The organism is Streptomyces sp. NPDC048481 (assembly GCF_043200075.1).
Lineage (GTDB): Bacteria > Actinomycetota > Actinomycetes > Streptomycetales > Streptomycetaceae > Streptomyces.
On the sequence record NZ_JBICXC010000011.1, the window covers coordinates 224,514 to 241,760 of the forward strand.

Consider the following 17,247-nt stretch of genomic DNA (forward strand, 5'->3'; position numbering starts at 1 on the left):
TCAGAAGACGAGGACCGGCTTGACGGTCTTGCCGGTGGTCATGTCCCGCACGGCCCGGTCGATGTCCGTGAACGCGTAGCGGCCGATCAGGCGGTCCAGCGGAAGGCGCCCGTCCTTGACCAACTGCACAAGGGCGGGGACGAAGGTCTGCGTCTCGCTGTCGCCGAGGGTGAGTCCCACGACGCGCCTGCCGCCCAGCAGCCCGTTGACGTCCAGGGCGACCTCGCTGCCGAAGGGCGGTGCGCCGACGACGACGAGGGTGCCGCGTGCGGCGAGCGCGTCGACGCCCCCGCGCAGCACGGCCGTGTTCCCCGTGGTCTCCACGACGCCGTCGGCGCCCTGCCCGCCGGTGATCTCCGCGACGGCGTCGCCCAGCGCGGCGCGGCCCGTGTCCACGGTGTGAGTGGCGCCCAACTCAACGGCCAGCTCCAGGCGTTCGGCGATCCGGTCGACGGCGACGATCGTGGTCGCCGGCGACAGGGCGGCCGCCATGACGGCCGACAGGCCGACGGCTCCCGCGCCGAGGACGACGACGGTGTCGCCGGCCGCCGGCTTCAGCACGTTCCAGACGGCCCCGACGCCGGTCTGGACCCCGCAGCCCAGCGGCGCGATCGACGCCAGCGGAACGTCGGGGTCGACCCTGACCAGGCTGCGCTCGTCGACCAGCGCCCGCTCGGCGAAGGAGGACTGGCCGAAGAAGTGGCCGCCGAGGACCCGGCCGTCCCGGCTGACGGTGCCGGTGCCGTCGGCGCGGCGGCCGCCGAGCAGGTTCAGCGGCAGCCACGCGGCGCAGTAGGCGGGATGGCCGCCGAGGCAGTTGCGGCACCGGCCGCAGGAGGTGAAGGACAGCACGACGTGGTCGCCGGGGACGACGCCGGTGACCGCGGAGCCGACCGTCTCCACCACCCCCGCGCCCTCGTGGCCGAGGACCCCGGGCAGCGGGAAAGGGAGCCCGCCGCCCGCTACGCCGAGGTCGGTGTGACACAGGCCGGCCGCGACCAGCCGGACGACCGCCTCGTGCGGCGCGGGGTCGTCGAGCACGACGTCGGACAGGGTGAAGGGCGCTCCGGCGGACTCGACGACGGCGGCGCGGGTGGTGAGGGGCATCGGTGCGACTCCCTTGTCGGGGGCGGGGGTTCGGGCGGCGGCGGTCAGTCGAGCGAGACGACGACGGACTTGACCCTGGTGTACGCGGCGAGCGCCTCGGGGCCGTACTCGCGGCCGAAGCCGGAGTCCTTGACGCCACCGAACGGGACGGCGGGGTCGAGCATCGCCCAGTCGTTGACCCAGACGATGCCCGCCTGGAGGCGTGCGGCGACGCGGTGGGCGCGGGCCAGGTTGCCGGTCTGGACGCCCGAAGCGAGCCCGTAAGGCGTGGAGTTGGCGAGCGCGACCGCCTCGTCCTCGTCGTCGAAGGGCTGGACGGTGAGGACGGGGCCGAAGATCTCCTCCTGCACGACCCGGGAGTCGGGGGCGACGTCGGCGATCACGGTGGGCTTGTAGTAGTAGCCGCCGTCGAGTTCGAGCCTCTCGCCGCCGCAGACGATGCGGGCGCCCTCCTCGCGGGCGAGATCGACGTACTCCTCCACCTTGCGCAGGTGCCGCTCCCCCGCCATCGGGCCGACGACGGTCTCCGGCAGCCGGGGGTCGCCGACCGGCACGCCGGGGACGGCCTCGGCGAGGATGTTCAGCAGGGTGCCGTAGACCGGGCGGGCCACCAGCAGCCGCGGGCCGCCCATGCAGAACTGCCCGGTGTTGAAGACGAAGCCCTTGATGACCGCGCCCACGGCCTTCTCCAGGTCGGCGTCCTCGAACACGAGGTGCGCCGCGTTGCCGCCGAGTTCCATGGTGACCGGCTTGAGGTTCGCGCCCGCGACGCTCGCCGCGTGCCGGCCGACCGCGGTGGAGCCGGTGAAGGCGATCTTGTCGACGCCGGGGTGGCGCAGCAGGGCCTCGCCGGCCACCGGGCCCGTGCCGGTGACGACGTTGACCACGCCGTCGGGGACGCCGGCCCGTTGAAGCAGGCCCGCCATGTACAGGGCACTGAGCGGGGTCTCGTCGGCGGGCTTGTGGACGACCGCGTTGCCGGCGGCGAGGGCCGGGGCGATCTTGGATCCGGCCAGGATCAGCGGGAAGTTGAAGGGGGTGATCGCGGCGACGACGCCGATCGGTTCCCGCCGGGTGTAGGCGAGGGCGTTCATGGGGGTGTCACGGTGTGCGCCGTCCAGGGTGAAGGCGAGGCCGGCGAAGTACTCGTAGTCCTGGGCCGCGTTGGTGACGTCGACGGCGTGCGCCAGGGTGATGGGCTTGCCGACGTCGAGGCTCTCCAGCCGGGCGATGTCGTCGGCCTCCTCGCGGATCAGCCGGGCCACGCGCAGCAGCACGCGGCCGCGTTCACGGCCGCTGAGTCCGGACCAGTGCCCGGCGTCGAAGGCCTCGCGGGCGGCGCGCACGGCGGCGTCCACGTCCGCGGCGCCCGCCTGCGCGACGGTGGTGAGGACCGTGCCCCGGGACGGGTCGACCACGTCGGCGCGCGCCCCGTCCGCGGCCTCTCGCCACCGGCCCCCGACGAACAGCCGGCCGGGATCGATCTCGAAGGCGGTCATGGGCGCTCCTCAGCATCGTCGCCAAGATTTCAAATAACAGGTTTCCTGTTGGTCGGCAGTCTTATTACGCACAGGTTTCCTGTCAATGGTCTACGCTTCGCCCCATGGTCGGCCCCCGGACACCACAGGCGGCGGCGCCCGCTTCCGCGCCGCACAGGACACCCCCGTCCCTGCTCTACATGGTCAAGCAGGTGGAGCTGGTCGTCCGGTCGCACCTGGACGACCTGGTCAGGCCGTCCGGGATCACGGCGTTGCAGTACACGGCGCTCACCGTGCTGGAACGGCACGACGGGCTGTCCGCCGCCCAGCTCGCCCGGGACTCCTTCGTCACCGCCCAGTCCATCGCCGACCTGGTGCGCTCCCTGGAGGGGCGCGGCCTGGTCCGCCGTGAGCGCAACCCGCGCAACCGGCGCGAACTGCTGATCCTGCTCACCGAGGAGGGGCGCGACCTGCTTCAGCGGCACGCCGGCCCGGTGCGGGAGCTGGAGGAGCGGATGGTCGGGGATCTCACGGACCGTCAGACGGAGCAGTTCCGCACGGCGCTCTCGAAGGCGTGGCAAGCTCTGTCGTAGGACTTTGTCCCCCCTTCGCTCACGACGCGAAAAAACTCGGCCAGAGTCGGTTGCATTTCGAAGACATATGTCAATCGAACATGCTGGAATTCACTCCATCGGGGGTAACTTGCTGAGGCGGGGAACTGCTGTGCGCTCCCCGGCCGTTGGAAGCTCCCGACCGGTGGAGCGGGTTGGAGGCGATGTCGTCGTGCAGCTGGAATCCGCGGCGGACTCCCCGCATCTGCGCATCCGCATGGACCGGGGATACACGGTGCTGGAGTTCCGCGGTGAGATCGACCTCGTCGCCGCGACGGAGATCGGCCCGCTGCTCGACGAGGCCACCGCCGGCCCCGCGCCGCGGATCGTCCTCGATCTCACCCGGATCGAGTTCTTCGACTGCTCCGGGCTGCGGCTGCTGTACCGGGCGCGCGGCCGGGTCCTCGACCACGACGGCCGCCTGCACCTCGTCTGCGCGCACCCGCTCACGCTGCGGATCCTGCGGGCCACCGGGCTGTCCCGGCTGCTGCCGCCCGCGACGACGCTCGACGCGGCCCTGGAGCGGCCCGGCGCCGCCTCGGGCACGTTATGACGGCGCCGCGAAGCGCTGCCCGCCCGGGCCGGCTCCACCCGGCCCTCGCGCCCCTCCGCCTGCCTCTCCTCCCGCTCCCTCCCCGCTCCTTCCCGCCACCTGCCGCTTCCGTCGTCCCGCCCGTTACTGGCCGCGCGCCGCGTCGAACAGGGCGCTGACGGACTCGCCGTTGTGAATGCGGCGCACCGCCTCCGCGAGCGCGGGGGCGATGGACAGGACCCGCAGCTTGTCCGTGTGCTCCTCGACCGGGACCGGCACCGTGTTGGTGCACACGATCTCCAGCACGTCCGGCTGCTCGCTGAGCCGCTTGAGCGCTCCCGCGGCGAAGAGCCCGTGCGTGCACGCCACCCGTATCGAGCGGGGCTCGGACTCCCTCAGCCGGTCCAGCAGCTCCAGGACCGTGCTGCCCTTGGCGATCTCGTCGTCCAGGACGATGACGTCCCGCCCGGCGATCTCGCCGATCACGGCGCTGATGCTGACCCGGTCGTCGGCGTAGCGCTGCTTGGCGCCCGCCGCCACCTGGGCGCCGATCATCCGGGCGAAGGCGGCGGCCTCCTTGGCGTTGCCCAGGTCCGGTGAGACGACGGTGGTGCGGGAGAGGTCGTAGCGGCGGAAGTGCGCGGCCAGCTCCCGGTGGGCGTGCAGATGGTCCACCGGCATCGAGAAGAAGCCGTGCACCTGCGGCGAGTGCAGCGTCATGGTGAGGACGCGGTGGACGCCCGCCGCCGCCATCAGGTCGGCGACCAGCCGTCCGCCCAGCGAGATGCGGGGGGCGTCCTTCTTGTCGGAGCGCGCGTAGGAATAGTGCGGCATGACGACGGTGATCCGGCCGGCCGACGCCCCGCGGGCCGCGTCGCACATCAGCAGCAGCTCCACCAGATGCTCCTGAACGGGCCGGACCAGGGGCTGCACGAGGAAGACGTCGCGTTCCCGGCAGTTGGCCTGGAGCTGGACCTCCAGGCAGTCGTTGGCGAACCTGCTGAGGCGGGTGGGGCTCAGGGGCACGCCCAGGTGGGCGCAGACCTCGGCCGCGAGTTCGGGGTGGGCGCTGCCGCTGAACACGGAGATGTCTCGCACGGTCGGCTCCTCGCTGATCACGTCCGGCCGGGGGCGGGACCTCTCATGCTACGGACCACGTCCGATTTGCCCACCCGCGGGAACGCCGGGAGGCTCCCCACGCCCTCCTGCCCCGGCCGGCCGGCCTGCCCGGCCGCCCGGCGGGCGCCGCCGGGCGACGCCGCCGCACCGCCGTGTCACAGCACCTCAACAAGGCTGCCTGACACGGGGATTGGCGGGAATGCGGTCAGGAGGAAGAGAGGACCGTCCGCATGACGACTTCGATCGAGCCCACCAAGGAGACCAAGCCCGCCCGGCGTCCGCGCGGCCGTATGCCCGGCTGGGCCAAGGCGCTCACCGCCGTCGTGGTCGTGCTCGTCGTGATGTTCGCGGGGATCCGGCTGAGCCTGCTGCCGGGGCTGCGCGACTTCTTCGGCACCGAGACCCACGACCGCTCGGGCCCCACCCTGCTCCAGTCCATCCAGGACATGAGCCGCTACAACGCCGCGTCCGGCAACTTCCAGGTCGTCGTGGACCTGGAGAAGGACGCCAAGTACCTGCCCGACGCGATCCGCGGCACCCGCACCCTGTACGTCGGGGCGGGCACCGTCGACGCCTACGTCGACCTCGGTAAGGTCGGCGACAAGGACGTGACGGTGAACGGCGACCGCACCTCCGCCACGCTGCGGCTGCCGCACGCCCGGCTCGGCAAGCCGGCTCTCGACCCCGACCGCTCCTACGCCGTGTCCAAGCAGCGCGGTCTGCTCGACCGCCTCGGGGACCTCTTCTCCGACAACCCCGGCGGCGAGCAGGCCGTGCAGAAACTGGCGGTCAAGCACATCGGGGACGCGGCGAAGGACAGCGAGCTGACCGCGCGCGCCGAGTCGAACACCACCGGCATGCTCCAGGGACTGCTGCGATCCCTCGGTTTCACGGAGGTGAAGGTGTCCTACGGCTCCTGACGCCCGGGCCGCGGCGGGGCCCCAGCGGGCGCGTTCGGGACCCGTCCGGCCGCATCCCCGGACCGTTCGGGGGTAACCGCCCAACGACTTTTGGAAGTTGAAGACTGGAGGACCGCATGGCCCGTGCAGCGCTACGTCCGCTCACCACGTTCCGTCTGCGCACCGCCAAGCCCGCCGCGGGCGAGTCCGGGCCCGCCAGGGCCGACACGGCCGGGCGGGCGCCCACGGGCCGCGGGGCCTGGCGGGCGCGGAAGGCCGCGCGGGCCGAGAAGGCCGGGGAACGGGAGCCCGCGCGCCCCGAGCACCGGCCCCTGCCGTTCCCGCTCCGGCTGCTCGCGATGCTGGTGGCGTTCGCCTTCATGGTGGCGTTCGCCGTCGTCCTCGCCCGGATCACCCTGGAGCCCTCGCCCGCGTCGACGGCGCTGGTGCACTCCAACCTGCGCCCCGGCGACTCGCTGCGGGCCTATCTGGACCAGCCGGCGCTGCGCGACGCGGTGAAGCAGATCGGCGGGAACGTGCTGCTCGGCGTGCCCTTCGGGGTGCTGGTGCCGGTCGTCGCGCCCCGGGCGCGCGGGCTGGTGCGCGTGCTGCTGCTGACCGCCGCCGTCATGCTGCTCGTCGAGTTCGCCCAGGGCGCGCTGGTGACCGGCCGCGCCTTCGACATCGACGACGTCATCCTCAACACCACGGGCGCCCTGATCGGCTATCTGCTCCTGGGGCGCAGGGTGAGCCGCGCGGTGCACGCGCGCAGGCAGCGCGCCTGAGGACGGCCCGGGAGGGCGGCGGGGAGGGCGTCCGGGGCGGCGCCGGGCGGGCCGCTCAGTGCGGTCGCCAGGTGTACCGGTCGCCGCCCACCCAGCGGACGGCGTCCGGGTCGTCGAGGTCGTGGACCGTGATGCCGTAGGCGGCGGCGATCTCGAGGACGTCGGTCACGTCCCTCGCCTCGCCGACCACCTCTCCGTCGATCTCCACGATGCGGAACGGCGCCGGGCCCGGCTGCACCCCGAGCACCATGATCCGCGGCCGGGAGATGCGGAAGCCTGCGATTTCGGTCATGACATAGAGGGTAGAGCCGAACTGGCCGGGATGAATCACCATGATTCGGCACATCACGGTTCCCCCCGGAGCGCGATCGGCGCCGCTCGTCGTGCGGCCGGGAGGCCGGTGGGGAACTCTGGAGCCAGGAGGTGGCGATGGATCCCGTCGAGGCGCTGGACCGGATCGCCTTCCTGCTGGAACGGTCCCTGGCCCCGACCTACCGCGTACGGGCCTTCCGGACCGCGGCGCGGGTGCTGGCCGGACTGTCCGCGGCGGAGGTCGAGCAGCGGGCGGCGGCCGGGACGCTGGAGTCGCTGAAGGGCGTGGGTCCCAAGACCGCGCAGGCGGCACGCGAGGCCCTGGCCGGCCGGACACCCTCCTACCTGGAGAAACTTCAGGAGGAGGCGGGCGGCCCGCTGACCGACGGGGCGGGCTCGCGGCTGCGGGCCCTGCTGCGCGGCGACTGCCATCTGCACTCCGACTGGTCCGACGGCGGGAGCCCCATCGAGGAGATGGGGCGCGCGGCCGCGGAACTCGGCCACGAGTGGGCCGTGCTCACCGATCACTCACCGCGCCTGACGGTGGCGAGCGGGCTGTCCCCCGAACGGCTGCGCCGCCAGCTGGACGTGGTCGAGGAGCTCAACGCCTCCTGGGCGCCCTTCCGGCTGCTGACCGGCATCGAGTGCGACATCCTCGACGACGGGTCGCTGGACCAGGAGCCCGAGCTGCTGGAACGCCTCGACGTGGTCGTGGTGTCCGTGCACTCCAAGCTGCGGATGGAGTCGCGGGCGATGACGCGGCGCATGGTGAACGCCGTGCGCGACCCGCACGCCGACGTTCTCGGCCACTGCACCGGACGGCTGGTGACCGGACGCGGCCGGCCCGAGTCGGCGTTCGACGCGGACGAGGTGTTCGCGGCGTGCGCCGCATCGGGCACCGCCGTGGAGATCAACAGCCGGCCCGAGCGGCTCGACCCGCCGCGCCGGCTGCTGCGCCGGGCCGTCGAGGCGGGCACGCTCTTCTCCATCGACACCGACGCCCACGCGCCCGGCCAGCTGGACTGGCAGATCCTGGGCTGTGCGCGGGCCGAGGAGTGCGAGGTGCCCGAGGAGCGGATCGTGAACGCCTGGCCGGCGGACGACCTGCTGGCCTGGACGCGGGAGGGCCGGACGCCGGCGTGCGTGACCGGCCCGTGAGGTGGTACCCGCGGGAATCGCTCAGGGGTACGCGCCCGTGCCCGGGAACGGAGAGAGGACTCACATGACACGCGCCGCCGTGTTCGACGTCGACGGCACCCTCGTCGACACCAACCACCTGCACGTCGTCACCTGGTGGGAGGCCTTCCGGCAGGCGGGCCACCGGGTGCCGATGCACGCCGTGCACCGGGCCGTCGGGCTCGGGTCCGACGACCTGGTCGCGCGTCTGCTCGGCGACGACCGGGACAAGGACGAGGACGCCGCGCTGAGTGACGCCCACACGGTCCTCTACGCGCAGTACTTCGACCGGCTGCCGGCGCTGCGGGACGCCGGATCCCTGCTGCGCCGGCTGCACGAGGACGGCTGGACGGTCGTGCTCGCCACCTCCGCGAGCGGGCCCGAGCTGTCGGCCCTGCGCGCCGCCATCGACGCCGACGACGTCATCGCCGCGACGGCCAGCGCGGACGACGTGGAGGAGGGCAAGCCCGCGCCGGAACCGGTGCGCCACGCGCTCGAGCTGGCCGGCGCCCCTGCCGAGCGGGCCGTGTTCGTCGGCGACACCGTGTGGGACATGCAGGCCGGCCGCCGGGCCGGGGTGCGCTGCGTGGGCCTGCTCAGCGGCGGCATCCCGCGGGCCGACCTGCTGGAGGCGGGCGCGGAGGCGGTCTACGACGACCCGGCCGACCTCCTGGCCTCCCTGTCGTCGAGCCCGCTGGCGTGAGGTGACGGAGGTCACCCCATGACCTGCGGAACGGGGGAACACGCAAAGGTAGTTACCCGTTGAACCAACCGTGGGTGTGGACGGGACAGTGTCCCCGGGCCTCACCTTCTGCCCACAGGGACGATCGTCCGGCTGAAGCCCTGTGGAGCGTCTCGCCGAGAGGCGACCGCCGTCCGCACCCACGCACAGACCGCCCCGACCGTGATTCCCCCGTCCGGTCGGGGCTTCCCTCTGTCCGGCCGCGCCCGCCGCTCACGGCAGCCCGGGCCGGTCGCGGCGCGCAGCGCGCGGCGCGCGGCGCGCGGCGCGCGGCGCGCGGCGCGCGGCGCGCACTTGACTTCGAGCGCACTCCACTTCGTAGCGTCGTCGGCATGAGCACTGCACAGCACAAGATCGGTTCCGGATTCGACGCCCACAGCACCGCCGACGACGTCCTCGCCGGCATCGACCTCGGCGGAAAGCTCGCGATCGTCACCGGCGGCTACTCCGGACTGGGACTGGAGACCACCCGCTCGCTGACCAAGGCCGGCGCACGCGTCGTCGTCCCCGCCCGCCGCCCGGACGCGGCGCGCGAGGCCGTCGCGGGACTCGACGGCGTCGAGGTGGACGAGCTGGACCTCGCCGACCTGGACAGCGTGCGCGGCTTCGCCGACCGCTTCCTCGCCTCCGGCCGCGCCGTCGACCTGTTCATCGGCAACGCCGGCGTCATGGCCTGCCCCGAGACCCGCGTCGGTCCCGGCTGGGAGGCCCAGTTCGCCACCAACCACCTGGGCCACTTCGCGCTCGTCAACCGGCTGTGGCCGGCGATCGAGCCCGGCGGGGCCCGCGTGGTCTCGGTGTCCTCCCGCGGCCACCACTTCTCCGGCATGCGCTGGGACGACGTCCACTGGCAGCGCGGCTACGACAAGTGGGAGGCGTACGGCCAGGCCAAGACCGCCAACGCGCTCTTCGCCCTCCACCTCGACCGGCTCGGCCGCGACCACGGCGTGCGGGCCTTCTCGCTGCACCCGGGCGGGATCATCACGCCGCTCCAGCGCCACCTGCCCAAGGCGGAGATGGTGGAGCGCGGCTGGATCGACGAGGACGGCAACGTGATCAGCCAGCCCGGATTCAAGACCCCCGAGCAGGGTGCGGCCACCCAGGTCTGGGCGGCGACCTCGCCGCAGCTGGCGGGCCTGGGCGGCCTCTACCTGGAGGACTGCGACGTCGCCGAGCCCGCCGTCGACGCAGACGTCCGCTCGGGCGTCAGGGACTGGGCGACGGACCCCGGGCAGGCCGCGCGGCTGTGGGAGCTGTCCGCCGAACTGACGGGCGTGAACGCCTTCCCCGCCCAGCCCTCCCGGGCGTAGTCCGCCGCCCCGCTCCCCCGCCGGACGCTCACGTGCCCGACGCGAACGTGCGCAGGTCGGCGGTGAGCCGGTCGGCGTGGGTCGCGAAGAGGCCGTGGCCGGCGTTCTCGTACACCTTCAGGGTGGAGTCCGGGGCGAGGGCGGCGGCCCGGCGACCGGTCAGCTCGATCGGGCCGGAGGTGTCGTGGGTGCCGTGCACGACGAGCACCGGCAGGTCCAGCGCGGCCAGCTCCGGCGCGACGTCGAGGCCGGCGATCAGCTCGCCGATGGCGACGCCGGCCCGCGCCGTGGAGCCGTGACAGCGACGGATCATGGTCTCGACGTACGCGTCGGAGAGGTCGTTGCCCGGGCGGTCCAGCGCGAAGAAGGCGCGGGCGCCGTCGGCGAAGAACGCGGAGCGGTCGCGCCGGAAGGCTTCGACGCCGTCCAGCAGCAGCCGCGGGTCGACTCCACCTGGGTGGTTCGCCGCCCTCGCGGGGCCGGGCGTCATGCCGGCGACCAGCGCGAGCCGGGCCACCCGCCCGGCGCCGTGCCGGGTCAGGCAGCGGACCGCCTCGGCCGCCCCGACGGAGTGCCCGACCAGGGTCGCCTCCCGCAGGTCCAGGTGGTCCAGGAGGCCTTGGACGTCGTCGGCGAGGCTGTCGAGGTCGAAGCCGCCCCAGGTGTCGTCGGAGCGGCCGTGACCGCGCCGGTCGAAGCCCACGCAGCGAAACCCCTCCTCCGCCAGCGGGAGCATCTGGTACTCCCACATCTCGGACCCGAAGTACAGGCTGTTCACGAAGACGATCACCGGTCCGTCGGCCGGTCCGTGGTCGACGTGGTGCAGCCGGGCGCCGTCGACGGGGCTCGTGAAGTACGGCATGGACGTCCTCCTGCGATGCGTGCGGTGTGCGGGGCCGCGCGGCGTGAGCGGCGCCCGGTGACGTCGTCCATGCTCGCGACGCGCCCGGCGGGCGTCGATTACCCCGGGGGTCATGCGCCGGGGGCGGCGGCCGCGTGCGCCGGTGCGGGCCGGGTACTCGGTCGGCTCCCCCAGGACCCGAGAGGAGCCGATGGTGAGCAGCGCAACGGGCAGCAGGATCGTGGTCACGGGCGCCACCGGCAACGTCGGCACGAGTGTGGTGCGGCGTCTGGCGGACGATCCGGACGTCGCCTCGGTCCACGGGCTGGCGCGGCGGATCCCGGACCGGCCGCCGTCCGGCACCGAGTGGACGGCCGTCGATCTGGCCTCGCCACGGCTGGATCTCGCGGCGCTGTTCCGGGGCGCCGACGCGGTGGTGCATCTGGCGTGGGCGTTCCAGCCCACGCACGAGCCGGCGACGACCTGGCGGACGAACGTCCTCGGCAGCCTGCGCGTCTTCGACGCGGTGGCCGCCGCACGGGTGCCCGTCCTGGTGCACGCGTCGTCGGTGGGCGCCTACTCGCCGGGCCCGAAGGACCGGCCGGTGGACGAGTCCTGGCCGACGCACGGCTGGCCGGACGCCGCGTACTGCCGGGAGAAGGCCTATCTGGAGCGCGTGCTGGACACCTTCGAGCGTGACCGGCCGCAGACGCGCGTGGTGCGGATGCGGCCCGCGTTCCTGTTCAAGCGGGAGTCGGCGAGCGAACAGCGGCGCATCTTCGGCGGCAGGTTCCTGCCCGGCCCGCTCGCCCGGCCCGAACTGCTGCCCTGCCTGCCGGACGTCCCCGGTCTGCGCATGCAGGCGCTGCACACCGACGACGCCGCCGAGGCCGTCCGCCTGGCCCTGCGCACGGAGGTGCGCGGAGCGTTCAACCTGGCCGCGGAGCCGGCCGTGGACGTGCGGCTGCTCGGTGAGATGTTCGGCGCCCGCCCGGTGCGGCTGCCCCGCGCGGCGGCGCGCACGGCGCTCGCCGCGGCCTGGAACCTGCGCCTCGTGCCCGCCTCGCCCCACCTCTTCGACGCCGTCCTGCGGCTGCCCCTGATGGACTGCACCCGGGCCCGCGTGGAACTCGGCTGGCGCCCGGAGCACACGGCCCCCGAGGTGCTGGAGGAGTTCCTCCTCGGGCTGCGCGAGGGAGCGGGCGCGCCGACGGCCCCCCTCCACGGCGGCAAGGCGAGCTGACCGCGAGCACGGCGGCGGGCCGGCGAACCGGGGTGGCACGGTCGTCCGGCCCGCCCGCCGCCCCGGGCGTCAGGCGTCCCGGGCCGCCGGTGCGTTCCCGCGCCGGCGTTGCGGTTCCACCGTGTACTTCGGGTCCTCTGCCGAGGCGATGCCCGCCATGACGGCGGCGAGGCGCCGGTGACCCGGCACGGTCGCGGCCGCCGCGCCGGCCACGGTCAGCAGGCGACCGGTCCGCAGCAGGGCGCCGGCGCAACCTCGCGCCGGGTCTCGGCCACGGCTCCCCGACGCGGTGGGCGGGCGTGTTCTCGTGCGCCGGGGCTACCGCGAGGACCAGGCCGGACGCGGCGGCGACCGCCGACGCGGAAACAGGTACGGCAGTTCACGGTACGCGCCGTGCCAGGCCGGCAGGCGGTGTCCGCGGCCGGGACGGAGGTGCACGTGGTGAGCCGGGGCCGAGACCCGCGGCGGGCCGCCGTCGCCGCGGCCCCGAGCCGGAACCCCGCCATGCCGGCTCCTTCGAGGGTCAGGCGGTGGGCTCTTCGGGCTCAGGGTCGTCCGACTGGCCGTCGCCCGCGTGGGGGGCGCCCTTCGGGCCCGTCCCGGCCTCGTCGGTGTCGGGGACGTCCTGGGCGGCCCCCTGGTCCTTCCCGGACTCCCCCGACTGCTCGGGCTCGGCGACGTCCCACCGGTCGCCGCCCCCGTCGGCCTGCTGGTCCGGCAGGTCGCGCGGGACCGGGGCTCCGTTGCCGCCGGGGCCCTCCAGTCGCTGTTCCGCCACGACGTCCTCCTCTCGCGGTCGCACCGCGCCGGACGCGGGCGACGTCACCGGACGACGTTCGTCCGGGCGACTCGCGAGTACCTCCCGCACGCGCGCCGAAACGCCGGACGGCCGGACCGCGCCCCTGCGCCGGGCGCGGTCCGGCCGTCCGGGGGCGGGTTCAGCGGGGGGCGCGGTCCTCCAGGACCGTGCGCCAGGCGGGCGCCGGGCCCGCGGGGGCGGGCTCGGGGCGCCGGCCGCCGCGGCCGAAGAAGTCGGCGAGCGGCAGGATCGCCGCCCCCACGGTGACCGCGTCCGGGCCGAGCCGGCCCAGTTCGACGGTGACCTTCTGGGCGGGGTGGCGCAGCGCGTACGCGGTGGCGTGGCGGCGCACGGCGGGCAGGAAGCGGGCGCCCAGTTGCAGGCCGGCCCAGCCGCCGATGAGGATGCGCTCCGGCTGGAAGAGGTTGATCAGGTCGGAGAGACCGGCGCCCAGGTACTCGGCGGTCTCCTCCAGGACGGCGAGCGCGACGGGGTCCGCCGACCGGCCGGCGCCGGGGGCCACTCCGTCCCCGGGGGCCGTTGCGTCGCCTGCGGGCCGGGCGTCGTGGCCGGTTCCGTCGCCGTCCGGCGCGGGCGGGGGGTAGGCGGCGGTGAGCATCGCGGTCAGCGCGGTCTCCTCGTCGACGCCCTCGGGGGGCCGGCCCCCCTGCTCCCGCCAGCGCTCCAGCAGCGCTTCCGCGCCCGCGTACGCCTCCAGACAGCCCAGGGCTCCGCAGCGGCAGCGGCGGCCCCGCACCCGGACCGTCAGATGGCCCCACTCGACCGCCCGGCCGTGCTCCACCTCCGGGGTGACCAGACAGGCGCCGACGCCGGAGCCGAAGAGGACGACGACCGCGCTGTGCGCGCCGCGGCCGCCGCCGAACCACATCTCGGCCTGCCCGAGCGTCTTGGCGCCGTTGTCGATGAAGTACGCGACGCTCTCCGGCAGCAGGGCGCTCTCGCGCAGCAGCGCCTCCAGCGGGACGGCGTCCCAGCCGATGGTCTGGCCGTGCACGACGGCGCCGCGCTCGGGGGTGTGCTCGACGATGCCCGGAACGCCGATGCCGATCCCGAGAAGGTGCTCGGCGGCGACCCCGGCGCTCGCGAGCACCTCGGCGACGCCGTCGCGGACATGGCCGACGATCCCGTCGACCTCGTACCGGCTCTGCTCCAACGGTCTTTCGGCGCGGGCGAGTTCGGTGAGCGTGAGGTCGAACAGCTCGATGCGCACCCGGGTCTCGCCGATGTCGACGCCGATCATGTGGCCGCTGCCGGGGGCCACGCGCAGCAGGATGCGGGGGCGGCCGCCGTCGGAGTCGACGCTGCCGGCCTCCTCCACCAGTCCGTCGGCGATCAGATCGGCGACGACGTTGCTGATCGATCCGGAGCTGAGACCGGTGGCCGGCCCCAGCTCGAATCGGCTGAGGGGCCCGTCGAAGTAGAGCCGTTGCAGTACGGCCGTACGGTTGGCCCGCCTCAGGTCGCGTACCGTGCGCCCGTTCCGCCCCGTCATGTCGCTCCCCTCCGAGCCCTGCCCGACCTGCAAGATACCTCTGCGGAAGGGCCCGCGCGACATTCTCCAACCCTTAGTTCACGCTATGAGCTAAGAGCGCCCCGCATCGGCGATCTCGTCCAGCGCCGCGATCGGCTCCGGGGAGACCCGCTCCCGCAGCCGGCGCAGGTCCTCGGGCCCGCGCCCAGGAGTCCGTCATGCACCCCTCCCCTGTTCCGGTCGACCGCGCCGTGCACACGCCCCGCGCCTGCCCGCCCTCGACGCACCGGCCGCACACGCACGACCCGTCGGGCGCTCTCGGACGCGGTCACCGCGCGGCGGCGGTGGTACGCCGCCGGAACAGACTACGGAACGCGCCCCCGCAAGCCGTGCCCTACCGGCGCCCCGCGCACCCGCCCCTCGGGGGGCCGTCGGCGTCCCGTCGGTCGCGGTGCGGCCGGCTCTACGCGCCGGGGAGAGCCGCACGCGCCCGGCCGTCGTCCCCGGCCGGCGACGAGGGGCGCGCGTCCGTCTCCGCCCCCGCCGGGATGGCGCCGCCCGGCGCGCCCCGCACGGGCAGCCCCCGCGCTTCCCGCACCCCCCGCACGGGCTCGGCCGTGCCGGCTCCGGGCGCGCTCCGCGCGGCGACGTGCCGAATCGCCGCCCACGCCCGGGACGGCATCGCGCGCTCGTCGAAATCCACTGGCTTCCCCCCGCTTCGGCTACCTACCCTAGGTGAAAACCTAGAGCCCCTAGGCTGACTTTCGGAGCCGACCCGGATCGCCCGTGGGACCGCCCGCGGACCCCCTCGGACCACCCGTCGGCCCGTCGGCCCGCCCTCGTCAGGAGAGACTGCCATGAAGCCGCTCGACGAACGTTCCATCCGCCGTTCCTTCGTCAACTGTTCCAAGGGGGAGGCCGCGCGGATGACCGTCCCGCGCGATCTCGACCGGACGCCGTGGGACGACCTGGACTTCCTCGGCTGGCGTGATCCCGGCGCGCCCGACCGCAGCTGCCTCGTCGTCGAGCGGGACGGCGCTCTCGTGGGCGTCGCCCTGCGCTTCCCGTCCGCGCGGCGCACGCTCACACACCGCAGCATGTGCTCCCTGTGCCTGACCACCCACCCCGGTGGCGGGGTCTCGCTGATGACCGCGCGCAAGGCGGGCGCCGCGGGCCGGGAGGGCAACTCGGTGGGGCTGTACATGTGCACCGATCTCGCGTGTTCCCTCTATCTGCGCGGCCGGAAGCCGCTGGAGCCGGGCGCCCGCTTCGAGGAGAGCCTGACGCTGGAGGAGCAGATCGCCCGCACGACGGACAACCTGTCGGCCTTCCTCGACAGGCTCTACGCCTGACCGGCCCTCGGCGGCGGCCCGGCCCCGGCGGCCATACGGGGCATCACGACCCGTCGCAGGCGGTCGCGGGACAGAAGGGACGTTCGAGGCCGCCGAGGAAGGGGAACGGGTCTGGGGATGCAAGAAGTACGTCAGCGTGCGGCGCCGCTCGTGCGGCTGGTGCGGCGCCATCGGGAACCCGTCGTCCTCCAGGCTCTGCGGTCGGCCGCCGCGGCCTCGCTCGCCTATGTCATCGCACTGCGCCTGAGCCCCGAGGCGCTGCCGCTCACCGCGCCGCTGACGGCGCTGCTGGTCGTCCAGGTCACCCTGTACGCGACGCTCACCAACGGCGTCCGCCGGGTGACCGCGGTGGTCGCCGGTGTCGTCGTCGCCATCGTCTTCAGCCTGCTGGTCGGCCTGACCTGGTGGAGCCTCGGCCTGCTGATCGTGGCCTCGCTGGGAGTGGGACACCTGGTGCGGGTCGACGAGTACGTCCCGGAGGTGGCGATCAGCGCCATGCTGGTGCTGGGCGTCACCACCGTCGGGGACACGGCGTGGGCACGGGTGGTGGAGACGCTGATCGGCGCGGTCGTCGGGCTCGGCTGCAATCTGCTGCTGCCGCCGCCGGTGTGGGTGGAGGAGGCCGGCGAGTCCATCGAAGGGCTGGCCAGGCGGCTGCGGCAGCTGATGCTGCGCATCGGCGAGGAGGCCGCGGGCCGCACCCCGGCCGCACAGGCGGCGGCGCGGCTGCACGAGGCCCGGCGGCTGGACCACGACATCGTCGAGGTGGACGCGGCCCTGCGGCAGGCCGAGGAGAGCCTCAGGCTCAATCCCCGCGTCCGGGAGGGGCTGCTGCACCGCGTGGTGCTGCGCACCGGCCTGGACACGCTGGAGATCTGCACGGTCGTGCTGCGGGTGCTCGCCCGGTCCCTCACCGACCTCGCCAAGGAGCGCGAGCCGCACCCGCTGTTCCCGCCCGCGACCGGCGAGGTCGTCGAGCAGGTGCTGTCCGAGATGGCCGACGCGGTGGTCAGCTTCGCGGTGCTGGTGACCACGCACGTCAGCCTGAACGCGGACGCCGCCGAGGCCCGCCTCACCGCCGAGCTGCGGCAGGCCGCCACGACCCGCGACAAGCTCGCCCAGCTGCTGCTGGAGCAGCTCCAGCACGACGCCCGCCAGTGGCAGCTGCACGGCGCCGTGCTGACCGAGGTCACCCGCATCATCGACGAACTGGACACCGAGCACCGGTCCCAACGGCTGCTGGAGGAACTGGACCGCAACAGCCAGGAGCAGCGTGAGCGCCGGCCTTGGCTGTACCGGCTCAGGAGGCGGCTGCGGGAGCCGGGCCGCCTGCGCCGCAAGCGGTCCGAGGCCCGCCGCAGCGCCGGGTGACGCGGAGGCCGCTTTTGCGCGCACCGGCCGGTCCGGGTCAAGGTGGCTGTCACGGCGGAGGCGTACGACGACCTGAGG

The 17,247-nt window shown here is 74.2% G+C and carries 17 protein-coding genes; 10 read left to right on the forward strand and 7 right to left on the reverse strand.

Annotation, left to right across the window (positions count from 1 at the left end; translation table 11 throughout):
- Both ACGFSH_RS28575 and ACGFSH_RS28580 read right to left on the reverse strand, forming a co-directional pair.
- On the reverse strand, positions 1–1,107 hold the full coding sequence (locus ACGFSH_RS28575; RefSeq protein ID WP_393353516.1) for an NAD(P)-dependent alcohol dehydrogenase: 1,107 nt from the start codon (positions 1,105–1,107) through the stop codon (positions 1–3).
- Positions 1,108–1,151: 44 nt separating this feature from the next.
- Positions 1,152–2,606 (reverse strand): aldehyde dehydrogenase family protein, encoded by a 1,455-nt coding sequence (locus ACGFSH_RS28580; RefSeq protein WP_393353517.1) that lies wholly within the window; start codon positions 2,604–2,606, stop codon positions 1,152–1,154.
- 104 nt (positions 2,607–2,710) lie between these two features.
- Between ACGFSH_RS28580 and ACGFSH_RS28585 the strand changes: the two genes are divergently transcribed.
- Complete coding sequence (locus ACGFSH_RS28585) at positions 2,711–3,178, forward strand: MarR family winged helix-turn-helix transcriptional regulator (RefSeq protein WP_393353518.1); 468 nt, start codon at positions 2,711–2,713, stop codon at positions 3,176–3,178.
- A gap of 235 nt (positions 3,179–3,413) precedes the next feature.
- Positions 3,414–3,749: an anti-sigma factor antagonist gene (locus ACGFSH_RS28590; protein WP_393353600.1), complete on the forward strand. Its 336-nt coding sequence runs from the start codon at positions 3,414–3,416 to the stop codon at positions 3,747–3,749.
- Positions 3,750–3,872: 123 nt separating this feature from the next.
- On the opposite strand, the gene ACGFSH_RS28595 is transcribed toward ACGFSH_RS28590, so the two are convergent.
- Positions 3,873–4,826: a ribose-phosphate diphosphokinase gene (locus tag ACGFSH_RS28595; protein ID WP_393353519.1), complete on the reverse strand. Its 954-nt coding sequence runs from the start codon at positions 4,824–4,826 to the stop codon at positions 3,873–3,875.
- A 251-nt stretch (positions 4,827–5,077) separates the two neighbouring features.
- Between ACGFSH_RS28595 and ACGFSH_RS28600 the strand changes: the two genes are divergently transcribed.
- Positions 5,078–5,767 (forward strand): DUF4230 domain-containing protein, encoded by a 690-nt coding sequence (locus ACGFSH_RS28600; RefSeq protein ID WP_393353520.1) that lies wholly within the window; start codon positions 5,078–5,080, stop codon positions 5,765–5,767.
- Positions 5,768–5,883: 116 nt separating this feature from the next.
- Positions 5,884–6,531, forward strand: coding sequence for a VanZ family protein (locus tag ACGFSH_RS28605; protein ID WP_393353521.1), 648 nt, complete (start codon positions 5,884–5,886; stop codon positions 6,529–6,531).
- A gap of 55 nt (positions 6,532–6,586) precedes the next feature.
- Here the strand turns inward: ACGFSH_RS28605 and ACGFSH_RS28610 are convergent, their stop codons facing one another.
- On the reverse strand, positions 6,587–6,823 hold the full coding sequence (locus tag ACGFSH_RS28610) for a hypothetical protein (protein WP_393353522.1): 237 nt from the start codon (positions 6,821–6,823) through the stop codon (positions 6,587–6,589).
- 137 nt (positions 6,824–6,960) lie between these two features.
- Between ACGFSH_RS28610 and ACGFSH_RS28615 the strand changes: the two genes are divergently transcribed.
- The 3 genes from ACGFSH_RS28615 (at position 6,961) to ACGFSH_RS28625 (ending at position 10,071) form a co-directional block, all read left to right on the forward strand.
- Complete coding sequence (locus ACGFSH_RS28615; RefSeq protein ID WP_393353523.1) at positions 6,961–8,001, forward strand: PHP domain-containing protein; 1,041 nt, start codon at positions 6,961–6,963, stop codon at positions 7,999–8,001.
- Between the two features lie 64 nt (positions 8,002–8,065).
- Positions 8,066–8,722, forward strand: a complete 657-nt coding sequence (locus tag ACGFSH_RS28620) for an HAD family hydrolase (RefSeq protein ID WP_393353524.1) — start codon at positions 8,066–8,068, stop codon at positions 8,720–8,722.
- A gap of 371 nt (positions 8,723–9,093) precedes the next feature.
- Positions 9,094–10,071: an SDR family NAD(P)-dependent oxidoreductase gene (locus ACGFSH_RS28625; protein WP_393353526.1), complete on the forward strand. Its 978-nt coding sequence runs from the start codon at positions 9,094–9,096 to the stop codon at positions 10,069–10,071.
- Between the two features lie 28 nt (positions 10,072–10,099).
- Here the strand turns inward: ACGFSH_RS28625 and ACGFSH_RS28630 are convergent, their stop codons facing one another.
- Positions 10,100–10,933 carry an alpha/beta fold hydrolase gene (locus ACGFSH_RS28630; protein ID WP_393353527.1) on the reverse strand — a complete coding sequence of 278 codons (834 nt, stop codon included), beginning with the start codon at positions 10,931–10,933 and terminating at the stop codon, positions 10,100–10,102.
- Between the two features lie 193 nt (positions 10,934–11,126).
- On the opposite strand from ACGFSH_RS28630, the gene ACGFSH_RS28635 reads away from it, so the two are divergent.
- The gene (locus ACGFSH_RS28635) at positions 11,127–12,155 is read left to right on the forward strand and encodes an SDR family oxidoreductase (protein WP_393353528.1); all 1,029 of its coding nucleotides are present in this window, start codon (positions 11,127–11,129) and stop codon (positions 12,153–12,155) included.
- A 523-nt stretch (positions 12,156–12,678) separates the two neighbouring features.
- Here the strand turns inward: ACGFSH_RS28635 and ACGFSH_RS28640 are convergent.
- Both ACGFSH_RS28640 and ACGFSH_RS28645 read right to left on the reverse strand, forming a co-directional pair.
- Positions 12,679–12,933, reverse strand: a complete 255-nt coding sequence (locus ACGFSH_RS28640) for a hypothetical protein (RefSeq protein ID WP_393353530.1) — start codon at positions 12,931–12,933, stop codon at positions 12,679–12,681.
- Between the two features lie 160 nt (positions 12,934–13,093).
- Positions 13,094–14,467: an ROK family protein gene (locus ACGFSH_RS28645; RefSeq protein ID WP_393353531.1), complete on the reverse strand. Its 1,374-nt coding sequence runs from the start codon at positions 14,465–14,467 to the stop codon at positions 13,094–13,096.
- 836 nt (positions 14,468–15,303) lie between these two features.
- Between ACGFSH_RS28645 and ACGFSH_RS28650 the strand changes: the two genes are divergently transcribed.
- Positions 15,304–15,798: an FBP domain-containing protein gene (locus ACGFSH_RS28650; protein ID WP_393353532.1), complete on the forward strand. Its 495-nt coding sequence runs from the start codon at positions 15,304–15,306 to the stop codon at positions 15,796–15,798.
- A 117-nt stretch (positions 15,799–15,915) separates the two neighbouring features.
- Positions 15,916–17,169, forward strand: coding sequence for an aromatic acid exporter family protein (locus tag ACGFSH_RS28655; protein ID WP_393353534.1), 1,254 nt, complete (start codon positions 15,916–15,918; stop codon positions 17,167–17,169).
- The last annotated feature ends 78 nt before the right edge of the window (positions 17,170–17,247 follow it).